The organism is Paenibacillus sp. MT86 (genome assembly GCF_058792535.1).
The window spans coordinates 3,122,803-3,135,106 of sequence record NZ_CM179499.1; the positions used below are offsets into that span (position 1 = coordinate 3,122,803).

At 47.0% G+C, this 12,304-nt stretch carries 13 protein-coding genes; 12 read left to right on the forward strand and 1 reads right to left on the reverse strand.

What is annotated here, in order from left to right:
- Positions 1–59 precede the first annotated feature (59 nt).
- The 11 genes from AC3RCL_RS13820 (at position 60) to phaZ (ending at position 9,718) form a co-directional block, all read left to right on the forward strand.
- Positions 60–1,367 (forward strand): MFS transporter, encoded by a 1,308-nt coding sequence (locus tag AC3RCL_RS13820; protein ID WP_492535814.1) that lies wholly within the window; start codon positions 60–62, stop codon positions 1,365–1,367.
- Positions 1,318–1,665 (forward strand): DUF8580 domain-containing lipoprotein, encoded by a 348-nt coding sequence (locus AC3RCL_RS13825; RefSeq protein ID WP_492535816.1) that lies wholly within the window; start codon positions 1,318–1,320, stop codon positions 1,663–1,665. Before AC3RCL_RS13820 ends, AC3RCL_RS13825 begins: the two co-directional genes overlap by 50 nt.
- Before the next feature lie 223 nt (positions 1,666–1,888).
- Positions 1,889–2,869, forward strand: coding sequence for an aldo/keto reductase (locus tag AC3RCL_RS13830; RefSeq protein ID WP_492536350.1), 981 nt, complete (start codon positions 1,889–1,891; stop codon positions 2,867–2,869).
- A gap of 56 nt (positions 2,870–2,925) precedes the next feature.
- Positions 2,926–3,321: a MerR family transcriptional regulator gene (locus tag AC3RCL_RS13835; RefSeq protein ID WP_332296008.1), complete on the forward strand. Its 396-nt coding sequence runs from the start codon at positions 2,926–2,928 to the stop codon at positions 3,319–3,321.
- Positions 3,322–3,424: 103 nt separating this feature from the next.
- Positions 3,425–3,973, forward strand: coding sequence for a TetR/AcrR family transcriptional regulator (locus tag AC3RCL_RS13840; protein ID WP_332296009.1), 549 nt, complete (start codon positions 3,425–3,427; stop codon positions 3,971–3,973).
- 403 nt (positions 3,974–4,376) lie between these two features.
- Positions 4,377–5,159, forward strand: coding sequence for an MBL fold metallo-hydrolase (locus AC3RCL_RS13845; RefSeq protein ID WP_492535819.1), 783 nt, complete (start codon positions 4,377–4,379; stop codon positions 5,157–5,159).
- A 230-nt stretch (positions 5,160–5,389) separates the two neighbouring features.
- Positions 5,390–6,088: a response regulator transcription factor gene (locus tag AC3RCL_RS13850; protein WP_492535821.1), complete on the forward strand. Its 699-nt coding sequence runs from the start codon at positions 5,390–5,392 to the stop codon at positions 6,086–6,088.
- 3 nt (positions 6,089–6,091) lie between these two features.
- Positions 6,092–7,030: a sensor histidine kinase gene (locus AC3RCL_RS13855; RefSeq protein WP_332296012.1), complete on the forward strand. Its 939-nt coding sequence runs from the start codon at positions 6,092–6,094 to the stop codon at positions 7,028–7,030.
- Between the two features lie 171 nt (positions 7,031–7,201).
- Entirely contained in the window at positions 7,202–8,116 is a 915-nt protein-coding gene (locus AC3RCL_RS13860) for an ABC transporter ATP-binding protein (protein WP_492536352.1), read from the forward strand.
- A gap of 7 nt (positions 8,117–8,123) precedes the next feature.
- Positions 8,124–8,822, forward strand: a complete 699-nt coding sequence (locus AC3RCL_RS13865; protein WP_492535823.1) for an ABC transporter permease — start codon at positions 8,124–8,126, stop codon at positions 8,820–8,822.
- A gap of 17 nt (positions 8,823–8,839) precedes the next feature.
- On the forward strand, positions 8,840–9,718 hold the full coding sequence (phaZ, locus tag AC3RCL_RS13870; protein ID WP_213578859.1) for an intracellular short-chain-length polyhydroxyalkanoate depolymerase: 879 nt from the start codon (positions 8,840–8,842) through the stop codon (positions 9,716–9,718).
- 174 nt (positions 9,719–9,892) lie between these two features.
- Here phaZ and blaOXA read toward each other — a convergent pair whose 3' ends face one another.
- Entirely contained in the window at positions 9,893–10,690 is a 798-nt protein-coding gene (blaOXA, locus tag AC3RCL_RS13875) for a class D beta-lactamase (RefSeq protein WP_492536354.1), read from the reverse strand.
- Positions 10,691–10,878: 188 nt separating this feature from the next.
- Between blaOXA and AC3RCL_RS13880 the strand changes: the two genes are divergently transcribed.
- Positions 10,879–12,243, forward strand: coding sequence for an aminotransferase-like domain-containing protein (locus AC3RCL_RS13880; protein WP_492535825.1), 1,365 nt, complete (start codon positions 10,879–10,881; stop codon positions 12,241–12,243).
- The last annotated feature ends 61 nt before the right edge of the window (positions 12,244–12,304 follow it).

Genomic DNA, 12,304 nt, shown 5'->3' on the forward strand with positions numbered 1-12,304 from the left:
CGCGATTCAAGGTAATCAGACGGGCAACTATCGTATTCCTACGGAAGGATGTCATTTGAATGTATTCGAAAAAAGGCATGACGAGGCTGCCGGCTTCGCTGCAAGGCTATGTGGATTCACCCGAAAAACAACGTAAATTGTACCGGCGGACACTAAACATCGTTGTTGTTTCACAAATTTTCGGGGGCGCTGGTCTTGCGGCAGGCATTACCGTAGTGGCGCTTTTGGCTCAGGATATGCTGGGAACCGACAACTTTACGGGTATACCAACGGCACTGTTTACGTTAGGCTCAGCAGGTGCGGCCTTGCTGGTTGGCCGTCTTTCCCAGCGATATGGACGCAGTTTGGGATTGGGACTCGGTTTTCTGGCGGGAGGCATAGGAGCGATTGGAGTCGTGTTAGCAGCCGTCTTGAATAGCCTGACTCTGCTCTTACTCTCACTATTGATATATGGTGCAGGCACCGCAACGAATTTGCAGGCACGCTATGCCGGGACGGACCTGGCCAACTCTAAGCAACGAGCAACCGCAGCCAGTACGGCCATGGTATTCACTACCTTTGGTGCAGTAGCAGGCCCGAATTTAGTCAACGTCACTGGCGATTTCGCGCTGTCGGTGGGGATACCGAGTTTGGCCGGACCCTTTTTATTGGCAGCTGCGGCATATATTCTCGCAGGCATCGTTTTGCTAATTTTTCTACGCCCCGATCCTTTGCTGGTAGCGAATGCTATAGCCATGCAGGGAAATTCGGATGAGCATGCCGGTTCTGCAAAAGAAATGGATACTGCAGGATCAGGAAAGCGTGGAATCGCAATCGGCGCTGTGGTTATGATCTTAACGCAAATTATAATGGTAGCTATTATGACCATGACGCCCGTACATATGAGACATCATGGTCATGGACTAAGCGAAGTGGGGCTTGTCATTGGTTTTCATATCGGATCGATGTATCTTCCATCCCTGATAACCGGTATCCTGGTCGATAAAATCGGACGTAAGGCAATGGCAATGGCTTCTGGAGTTACGCTTTTGCTTGCAGGGGTCATTGCCGCCATAGCACCGGCTGATTCCATGACCGTATTGATTGTCGCCCTATCTCTTCTAGGGTTGGGATGGAATTTTGGCTTGATCAGCGGAACGGCATTGATCGTAGATGCAACAACCTCAACAAACCGTGCGAAAGTGCAAGGGTCTGTTGACGTATTGATTGCCCTTGCGGGGGCATCAGGTGGGGCCCTTTCAGGAATGGTGGTTGCTCATTCCAGTTATGCCGCACTTTCCTTTGCCGGGAGCATACTCGCCCTGCTGCTGATCCCGGTTGTGCTTTGGCAAGGTCAGGATAAAAACGAAAAATCCGTCTCTTTCTAACGCGAAGCCGACTCTACCATGTAGAGTCGGAGGCGATGGCTTTTCCTTATACGTATTTGAAAAGTTCAATTTTGACGCTGCCGAAGGATGCCTGTTTCTAAGCGACAATCCGGAATACGAGGTCACCATTGAAGCACTGCCTGCCAATTATGACCTGACGCAGCTTGAGTCGGCAGGAAAGAAAGAACTGGAGGCGTCCGGCGAAGTTTCCGATTACAGTGGAGAACTCGTCGAGCATCCGCTGGGCTCCGCCGAGCTATACCTTCAAGCCTCAAGCGATAAAGGGATTAACGATTAAGGCGAGGAAGCTTCGGACTTTGCCGGTCCGGTCCTCGTTTCGTTATCCACGGTTCAAAGCGATTCATAAGTTGGCAATACACAATCCTGCAGCAAAAACTCCGTGATGAACGCGGAGTTTTTGTTTTTGCAGGTTAGCGTCAAACGGAACATCATGAGTGTTTATTGCGTATTGACCTGGAGTTAACTCCAAGTGATAAACTTAAGACTAAGGAGGGATTATGATGGAGTATGCGAAACTAGGGAACACCGGTCTCGATGTTTCCCGCATCTGTCTTGGGTGCATGGGATTTGGCGTAGCAGAGCGCTGGGTGCATCAATGGGTGTTAAATGAAGAGAGCAGCCGTCCTATTATTAAAAAGGCATTGGAGCTTGGCATCAATTTCTTTGATACGGCGAATGTCTACTCGGACGGTACAAGCGAGGAAATTGTCGGCCGCGCCTTGAAAGAATATGCGAATCGCGACGAAATCGTCCTGGCGACAAAGGTTCATTTCCGTATGCACGAGGGCCCTAATGGGATGGGGCTGTCCCGGAAGGCAATCATGAGCGAAATCGACAAGAGCCTCAAGCGGCTGGGTACCGATTATGTCGATCTGTACCAGATTCATCGATGGGATTATGATACGCCTATCGAAGAAACGATGGAGGCCCTTCATGATGTGGTGAAAGCCGGAAAGGTTCGCTACATCGGAGCTTCAGCCATGTATGCATGGCAGTTTCTCAAGGCCCAGCATACCGCTGAAAAGAATGGCTGGACCCGGTTCGTTTCGATGCAGAACCATTACAACCTCATTTACCGCGAAGAAGAGCGCGAAATGCTGCCGTTGTGCCAATCCGAAAAAATCGGCGTGATCCCCTACAGCCCACTAGCATCGGGAAGATTGACGCGAGACTGGTCGGAGACGACGCAGCGTTCCAAAACGGACATGGTTCAGAAATCCAAGTATGATGCCACGGCGGATGCCGATCGGATCATTGTGGAACGGCTTGCAGGCATTGCGAATGAGCGGGGCATTCCGCGCGTTCAAATTGCGCTCGCCTGGCTGCTGCAGAAAGAACCGATCACGGCTCCCATTGTCGGCGCGACCAAAATGTCTCACCTGGAGGATGCCGCAGCCGCGCTTACGGTCAAACTCACGCCGGAGGAGATGGCCTCCCTGGAAGAGCCGTACATACCTCACCGGGTTGTGGGCGCCTTATAGCTTTAACAACTGACTTATTCAGGAAACGGTATTGAACAGAGAAGGTGAATCAAGACATGACGGTGACGATTAAAGAAATCAGCGAAAGGTTCGGGCTTTCCCAGGATACCCTGCGCTATTATGAGCGAATTGGGTTGATTCCGCCAGTAAACCGGAACAAAAATGGTATCAGGGATTATTCGGAGGAAGACATCAAATGGGTTGATTTTGTTAAATGCATGCGTCAAAGCGCTGGGCTTCCGGTCGAGGTACTGATCGAGTATGTTTCGCTTTTTCAACAAGGCGACGACACGCTTGAAACACGAAAGGGATTGTTGATTGAACAGCGCAATCGACTGGGGGACAAAATCGAAGAAATGACGAACACACTGGAACGCTTGAACGATAAAATCGCAAGATATGAACATACCATCATGAAAAAAGAAAATGCACTCAAGAAGCAGGCAGACTAACTTATCAAAAACCGGGTTTCGGGAGGAGTTCCCGGCCCGGTTTCTTGATTATAAACGAATGATCGTTTATTATTGTTTCATGAGACATAGAGACGATAACAAAGTGGAAGCCATTTTTGACGCGACGATTCAATTAGTGAATGAGATTGGGTTTGCGGAAACGTCGATATCCAAAATAGCTAAGAAGGCTAATGTATCGGCTGCAACGATCTATATTTATCATGAGAATAAGGAGGATCTGCTGCTTAAGACTTACTTAAAGGTGAAGGGCAAGATGAGTAAGAGCATGTTACAGGGATTCGATGATACGCGATCGGTTAAAGAACGCTTTGAATCGATCATCCGGAAGTATGTGGAGTTTATATATACGCACAAAGACTATTTTCTATTTTTAGAGCAAATCATGAATTCTCCATTGCCCCAGAAATGGTGTTTGGACGAGACCGCAAGCCTGTTCCAACCCATTTTCGAGATGTTTGAAACGGGAAAGAAGCAGAATATATTGAAAGCGGAAGATGTGGATATGTTGATCGTTTATTCGATTTTACCCGTAGCCGAATTGGCGAAATCACATCTGAAGAACGGAACCCGATTTGGTAATCGGGAATTGGAAGCAGCTATCGTTATGAGCTGGGATGCTGTGAAAGCTTAAATGTAAGAAGGAGCATTACAATTTATGTAATCCGATTCTTTTATCTTAGACTAGATTGGACAAATCGAGGTAGAACCCTATGACCATTTTTTTAATATGCGCTGCTTTAATCCTATCCATTGCATTGTTTCTGAGATATTATCCGCCATTCGGCCAAAGAGTATCTAGGGAAAAACGAAACGAATTTCGCAAACTCCCGAATTTCGACCGTAATCATTTTGTGAATCCAATCCATACCTCCATGAGGATGGGAACAACGGACTTCATGTCACTGTTACGCGATTACATGAAACGGAATCCCAATCGGAAGCCGACTTCTCCATTACCGATAAAGCGAGTAGATCCCGCAAGTATACAACAACAAGCGCTAACACGTGTAACGTGGTTTGGGCATTCTGCATTCATGCTGGAAATCGAGGGGAAAACGCTGCTGTTCGACCCTATGTTAGGAACGTCTCCATCCCCAATCCCTGTTTTTGGGAATCAACGTTATAGCAGGGAGATTCCTATTGATCTGGACAAGCTTCCTCCCATTGATGCCGTCGTTTTGTCACATGATCATTATGATCATCTGGATTTCAGCTCCATTCAGAAGCTAAAGGAGAAGGCTAAGCATTTTTATGTGCCGCTTGGCCTTGGTGGTCACTTGGAGCGCTGGGGGATTTCAAAATCGAGCGTTACCGAACATAATTGGTGGGATGCATCCGGGTTAGACGGTCTACAACTCATCTGCACGCCAGCGAGACACTTTTCAGGGCGAAGCCTGTTTGACCGCGATTCGACCTTATGGTCGTCTTGGGTCATTATCAGCAACAAGAGTCGAGTGTATTTCAGCGGGGATAGCGGGTATGGTCCACATTTTCATGAGATCGGAGAAAAATACGGCCCATTTGATGTGACGCTCATGGAATGTGGTCAATACGACAAACGTTGGGCGAATATTCATATGATGCCTGAAGAGACGGTACAGGCTCATCTGGATGTGAAAGGGCAATGGTTGATTCCGATCCATTGGGCAGGGTTTACGTTGGCCTTGCATGACTGGAATGAACCGATCGAACGCGTGACTATGGCTGCTAAACAAAAACAAGTGCACATACTCACTCCTCAAATTGGGGAATCGGTAGTAATAGCTCCATCGGAATATTCTACGGAGCCTGATCATGCTGTCGTTTGGTGGAAATAACAAAAACAGCGGCAATCTGTCAACTTACATGCATTATTAATCCGCGGAAAACGCGGATTTTTTTGTTTCACCCATGAAGCCGCACCCGATTGCTGCGAAAGGGATTTTTCTGTAATTGCTTCATCCCTATTGATCACTAGATTATGCCAATTTGTGTTAAAATCGAAAAAACTACTGTTTCGGATCGGAACCGTGGAATGGATCAGAGCATGCTCAGGAGGACATAGGATATGCAAAAACGCATTCTGCTCGTTGAAGACGACAACGACATCAATCAGTTGATTGAAAGCCAGCTGAAACAGGATCATTACAGCGTTGCATCTGCACGCGACGGCGAGGAAGCACTCGCGCTTTTTCAAAAAGAGAAGTTCGATCTGATCTTGCTCGATTTGATGCTCCCCAAGGTAAACGGAATGGAGCTGCTCAAACATATCCGAGAGACCAGCAAAGTTCCTGTTTTGATTATTTCTGCGAAAGGCAGCGACCTCGACAAGGCCATGGGCCTTGGATTTGGCGCGGATGATTATATCAGCAAGCCTTTCTCCATGATCGAATTAACAGCCAGGGTTCAAGCTGCCATTCGGAGGGCAACGGTATACGCGGAAACGGAAAGCAAACCTGCAGACCCTCCCGTCATTACGTTTAAGGATCTCGTCCTGGACTTGCATTCGTTCTCCGTACAAGTCAAAGGGAAAAGCGTGCCGCTCACCGCGAAGGAATTCCATATTTTGAAGCTGCTCCTAACCCATCACAGCAGGGTATTCACCAAGGAGCAAATCTATCAACTCATTTGGGAAGAAGATTATTACGGGAATGAGAACGTGATTAATGTACATATCCGGAGACTCCGGGAAAAAATCGAAGAGGATCCGTCAGCTCCGCAATACATTCGGACGATTTGGGGAATCGGATATAAAATGGGGGATTAGCACATGGTCCTTCTTTTATCCGTCATCATTGCCCTATTGGTTGCAATCATCGGATGGCTATTTGTTTCCAAGAAGAAACGAGATCAAAGCATCCTGGAGATAGCGAATAAAATCTCCGATATTCTGGACCAGGACACAGCCGAGAAAGTGTTGGTGCCCACGGGCGACGATGCCGTCAGGCAGCTGCTCACACAGATTAACCGTTTGCTGGATAACAAACAGAAGGTATTTGCGGATTATGCCAGAACGAAGGACAGCCAAAAGAAAATGATCTCAAACATGTCTCATGATTTGAAGACGCCGCTGACGGTCATTCTCGGCTACACGGAAAAACTGAATCAGAAGAATACGTTGACCGCGCAAGACGAGGAGCTAGTCATTCAACGGTTGAATGAAAAAGTAAACAGTCTGATCGCCTTGCTTAATCAATTCTTCGACCTTGTCAAAATCGAGTCTGAGGATTATGATATCCCGCTAAGCAAAATATCATTGAGCGAGGTTTGCCGGAACAGCGTTCTTGAGTTTTACGACCTGCTGGTTTCCAGAAATCTTCGGGTTGAGATCGACATTCCGGAGCTGCCCTTTTATTTCCTTGGCAACAAGGATGCGCTGCATCGAATATTGAGCAATCTCATATCGAATTCCATCCGCTATGGAAGCGACGGAGGCGTGTTCGGGCTGACGGTTCGGGAAGAAGGAGAATATGTGGCAGTAGACGTGTGGGACCGGGGCAAAGGGATCGCAGAGGTTCATCAGGAACGCGTATTTGAAAGACTTTATACCCTGGACGATGCCCGGAACCCGCAATTTCAAGGAAGCGGGCTGGGACTCAGTATCTCCAAGCGCCTAACCGAGGAAATGAACGGATGGATCAGTCTAAGCAGCTCGGAGGCTGACAAAAAGACCATTTTCACATGCAAATTCAAGCAATTAACCTACTAACCTTAATCCACGAGATGTTGTCCTCTGTTCAACGTCTCTTTTTTTTTTTCAGCCGCGCGTTTCGATTCATTCTTAAGAAACATGTAAGGAATGGGAAAGGAATAAGTCCATTTTCAGGTCTATGATAAAGATAACAAAGGAAATCAAATTGTGAACACGGTGGTGGTCTTCGTGGATTACGTCATTCAAACTTCGGATCTGAGCAAAACCGTAAAAGGGATGTCCATTGTAACGCGTGTCAATCTCAATGTGAGAAAGGGCGAGATTTATGGCTTGCTGGGTCCAAACGGCGCGGGTAAAACAACCATCATGAAAATGCTGACGGGGCTCATTCTTCCGACCTCCGGAGCGATCATGCTGTTTGGCAAGAATTTTTCAGAAACCTCCAAAGAAGGCCTCAAGCGGGTAGGGAGCATCATTGAATACCCGATATTTTACGAGCACATGACGGCCATGGAGAATCTCCAAATTCATTGCGAATACTTGGGCTATTATGATAAGAGAGCTATACGTCAAGCCCTGGACCTGGTCCAATTGGAAGGAATCGAAGATAAAAAAGTGAAGGATTTCTCGCTCGGCATGAAGCAGCGTCTTGGCATCGCCAGGGCCGCCGTCACCAAGCCGGAATTGATCGTGCTGGATGAACCCACGAACGGACTGGATCCGATCGGCATTAAAAACATGAGGGATTTGATCCGAACACTGAACCAGGAATATGGGATTACATTTGTCCTGTCCAGCCATATCTTAGGGGAAATTGAGCAGGTAGCCGATAGGATCGGCGTCATTCAACGCGGTCAATTGGTCGACGAAGTCACGTTGTCCGACATTCGAAAGCAGCGTACCGAATATATTGAACTTATGACCTCGAATGTGCAGAAATCAGCCTTTTTACTTGAGCATGAGCTTCGTATATCCAATATCAAAATCGTACAGGATCAGCGAATCCGAGTCTATGATACGGACGTATCGACCAGTCAAATTACCAAACTGCTGATTGCGCATGAGATTGAAATCGAGGAGATCCAAAAATATAACAGTACACTGGAAGACTATTTCTATCATCAAATTCAGGGAAAGGAATGAATCCGATATGTTGAAATTAATCGAGCTGGAATGGAAGAAGCTGGATCGTAAGAAAGTGATCGGTGAAGCGATTACGTATTGGATCATTCTTATGTTCTTGCCGGTATTTTTTCTCAAGGTCGTTTTTGCCGATATGCCGATGATTCGTTTTGGCGAAAGTTATGCTGCCGCTCTGGAACTGATGATACCCATTCAGATGGGGTTTATATTGTTCGGAGCGTCCCTGATCAATCATGTATTCATTGAAGAATATAAGAATAAGACGATGGCTCTTTCATTCGGATATCCGCTCAGCCGAAAAAGGCTCGTGATGGCCAAGGTGCTGTTCATTGTGTTGGCGGTTTTCTTCGGTACGCTGGTGTCCTTCGTTCTTGGCGGTGTTGCAACTTATGCGCTCAACCAAGTGATGGATGTCATCCCGGGAACGCCGACGGCAGCTGACCTGGCGAATTATGCGATCCGAATGATCTTACACTCCATCGTTGTCGCGCTTGCCTCATTGATTCCGCTATTTTGGTTCGGAATATGGAAAAGGGCGGTCATCCCAACGGTCATTTGCGCCGTCTTCCTGATGCAGTTCCCTAATTTTCTCGGGTTGCTGCGGATTTCGTTGCATCCTGACTTTTTATATGCCATTTTCAGCGTATTGGGTGTGGCAAGCGTCATTTTATCGGTTAAATTCGTGAATAAACTAGGAGATTTGTAAGGAGGGGATGTGGCATCATGACACTTGAAGTGAAAACGGCTTTGTTACCTAATGGAGAAACGCTGAGTTATAGAGAAAGAACAGGTACGGAACCTTGCATGCTGTTGATTCACGGGAATATGGCTTCTTCGGAGCTGTGGGAACCCTTGTTGACGCATGCCGATATGACCCAACGCTTCATCGCTGTAGACTTGCGTGGTTACGGCGAGTCCAGCTATCAGAATCCCATTGGTGACATGAAAGACTTTTCCTCGGATCTGCATCAATTCGTAGAACAGCTTGGTCTTCGCCATGTTATGGTTATGGGCTGGTCGAATGGTGGAGGCATCGCTATGCAGTTTGCGGCAGATTATCCAGATCGCGTACGAAAATTGATTCTGCTTGCCTCTATCTCGACTAGAGGATATGCAGCCGTGAATTCCGATGGCGATCGTCTGAAGACTAAAGAGGAAATAGTCAAGGACCCAGGACTTGCCATGACGTTTCAAGCAAATCAGATGCAGGACCGGGCTTACTTTGCTCAGGCGATGGACTACCTTTTGTTTCATGAACGTGAGTCTGATGCTGCCACCCGTGGGAAGTACATCGATGCCTGCATGAAGCAGCGTAACATGGTGGATGCTGCCGATGCCGCAAACCGATTCAATATCAGTTCCGTATCCAACGGACTCGCGGATGGAACAGGAGAGTTGGAGCGTATTCAATGTCCGGTCCTCGTCATTTGGGGTGTTAAGGATTTGATTACCACGCAGCAGATGACGGAAGAAATCAAAGAAGACTTTGCAAGTCATGGAAAGCCAGTTCAGTATGTATCCTTGGATGCAGGGCACTCCCCGCTAATCGATGATTTACATGGATTGGCCGCTGCCGTCCAAGCATTCATTGCTCTGCCGTAGAAGGCTGAGCAATGTTCTTGTCATGCAGCTCGAAATCTTAAAACAAAAAACACAGGGTCCTGACAATCTATTCGTCAGGACCCTGTTTATGTTCGGTGGCATGAATCTCCAATCTTTATTCAGAACCTCTTAAGCTGTAAGGTAAGCCATCAGGCGGGACGTGAGCTCCCTTTCTTAATTCAAGATCTTCATCTTCTCCAATGTTGTCAGCGTTAATTGCTTCGCGAATGCACCGCTGCCGGCTGCATTCGTTGCGAATACCCAGGTCTCTTTATCCGTTTCGACATATCCGACATACCAGCCAAGCCCCATATCGGACAGCCTCGAACCGGTTTTTCCATGAATCGTATATTCATCCTGTTCATCGTCGATCATCATCCGCTTGACCGTTTTCATCGTTTTCTTCTGAAAGGGCAAATTCTCTTCAACGAGCTTTTCGATAAACTCCGCTTGTTCTACGGCAGAGATCTTCAAGCTGCTGTTCAGCCAGAATGTATCGATGCCTCCGGTTATGTCGCGGTTACCATAATGGATTCGATTCACGTATTTCTGCATCAGCTCTTGGCCGATATCGCGAGCCATCGCCTGGTAATACCAAATCGCTGATTCCCTCATAGCCGAAGCAAGTGAGTGATCCCGGTTCCAAACCGGAAACTCTCTTACGATACCGTCCCATCTTTTGACTTCGTATTCGTCAGCAACAGCCTTGACTTCCAAACCGATGAGGGCATTTGCCACTTTAAAGCTGGATTCCGGAGTAAACCGCTGTTTACTTCTTTCAGAATTGAATGTGTATATTTGATCGGTCTTCAAATTCTTGAGGACCAGCGTCGCATGGGACTTCCGAAAGGTTTGTTCCAGTTCAAACCGATGGGAGCTTGGCTTTGCATCGGCACTTGGCGAGTATGCGAACAAGCAAACGACTGCAAGGAATATAAAGATAAAAGCGGATAGGCGGTTTTTCTTATTCATCTGTAACACGGCTGCATCACTCCTAGTACATCTTATTTCGGGAATGGTCTCGATGGCCATCGAACAGAACAAATTCCCCATATCAAATGCATTTTGATACTATTAGTCTATGGTTACAGCTGCTGCAAGTAAATCTGATTATGTAACGTTTGTACCTATACAGATTGAGGAGAGGAGGAGGGGGCCACATGATTTATGCCGAGGTCATGAAGAGTATCGAACAGCAAATCGATATTGGAGTGTTGAAACCCGGGAAGAGGCTGCCATCCATACGGGCGTTAGCCAAGCAGTTCGACTGCAGTGTGAACACCATCATCAAAGCATATTCCGAATTGGAAAAAAAACATAAAATCTATGCCGTCTCGAAAAGCGGTTACTATGTTGTAGAGCGGGTGCCTTCCGGACATTCAGGTTCAGCTGACACGGGAGTCATAGATTTTCTGTCAGCCGGCCCCGACAAGAATGCCATGCCTTACCGGGACTTTCAGCACTGCATCAATCAAGCGATTGATGTATATAAAGAGGAGATGTTTACCTATTCGGAGATCCAGGGGCTGCCTTCGTTAAGAGAGGAACTGACCCGGCATCTGCGAGAACTGCAAGTGTTTTCGGTTCCTGACCGAATCTGCGTGGTATCCGGGTCACAGCAAGCGATTCATCTATTGATTTCGCTTCCCTTTCCTAATGGCAAAAAAAATATCTGCGTAGAACAGCCTACTCATGTCAGTATGATCGAGTCGATCAAGGTTCAGCAGGCCACGACATACGGAATCGAAATAACGGAGAGCGGAATCGACATGGAACGGCTGGAGCATCTCTTCAAATGCAACGACATTAAATGTTTCTACACCGTGACCAGGTTTCATAACCCGACAGGCTGCAGCTACTCCAATAAGGAACGACGAAAAATCGTGGAACTGGCCCAAAAATACGACGTTTATATTATCGAGGACGATTATCTAGGGGATCTCGATCCTGACAAGAACCAGGATCCGATGTTTGCTTACGATCCATTAGGAAGGGTCATATATATCAAAAGCTTTTCCAAAGTAATGCTGCCCGGCTTAAGATTGGGGCTTGCTGTTATTCCGGACTTCCTGCGTGACTCATTCCTTAGCGCCAAATTCGCTACCGATCTCCATACCCCGGTCCTTATGCAAGGGGCTTTGGAAATTTACTTGAAGAGCGGCATGTTCAAGACTCATATCCAGCGCATGAGATCCATCTACAGACGGAAAGCGGCCTTATTGCAAAAGGCTTATCAAGAGATGCTGCCGTCAAGCGCCGCATATTCGGTTTCTCAATCGGGATTCTATTCGACAATCCGGTTGCCTGGTCTGCTTAAGGCCGGGATGTTGATTGAGGATTTGAAGAAGGAAAACGTATACGTAGACGATGCCCGAAAAATGTATCTTCCCGAGTTTGCCCAGAATTCGGTGATTCGCTTAAGCGTATCGCAGGTAGAGGAGGAGCTCATCGAAATGGGAGTCCAAACCATAGCTCGCGTAATAAAAGAGCAACTTAACAAAGTTCCGCAAGTGAAATTTATATGATATGAAGAAGCAATGAGATATTCATAGGAATGACATAGCAAATAAAAAGAAATATCAATTC

What these genes read in the sequence shown, in the direction of transcription:
- AC3RCL_RS13820 (WP_492535814.1), top strand. Translation starts at nt 60, where the DNA reads ATGTATTCGAAAAAAGGCATGACGAGGCTGCCGGCTTCGCTGCAAGGC.
- AC3RCL_RS13830 (WP_492536350.1), top strand. Translation starts at nt 1,889, where the DNA reads ATGGAGTATGCGAAACTAGGGAACACCGGTCTCGATGTTTCCCGCATC.
- AC3RCL_RS13835 (WP_332296008.1), top strand. Translation starts at nt 2,926, where the DNA reads ATGACGGTGACGATTAAAGAAATCAGCGAAAGGTTCGGGCTTTCCCAG.
- AC3RCL_RS13845 (WP_492535819.1), top strand. Translation starts at nt 4,377, where the DNA reads ATGCTGGAAATCGAGGGGAAAACGCTGCTGTTCGACCCTATGTTAGGA.
- AC3RCL_RS13850 (WP_492535821.1), top strand. Translation starts at nt 5,390, where the DNA reads ATGCAAAAACGCATTCTGCTCGTTGAAGACGACAACGACATCAATCAG.
- AC3RCL_RS13855 (WP_332296012.1), top strand. Translation starts at nt 6,092, where the DNA reads ATGGTCCTTCTTTTATCCGTCATCATTGCCCTATTGGTTGCAATCATC.
- AC3RCL_RS13865 (WP_492535823.1), top strand. Translation starts at nt 8,124, where the DNA reads ATGTTGAAATTAATCGAGCTGGAATGGAAGAAGCTGGATCGTAAGAAA.
- phaZ (WP_213578859.1), top strand. Translation starts at nt 8,840, where the DNA reads ATGACACTTGAAGTGAAAACGGCTTTGTTACCTAATGGAGAAACGCTG.
- blaOXA (WP_492536354.1), bottom strand. Translation starts at nt 10,690, where the DNA reads ATGAATAAGAAAAACCGCCTATCCGCTTTTATCTTTATATTCCTTGCA.
- AC3RCL_RS13880 (WP_492535825.1), top strand. Translation starts at nt 10,879, where the DNA reads ATGATTTATGCCGAGGTCATGAAGAGTATCGAACAGCAAATCGATATT.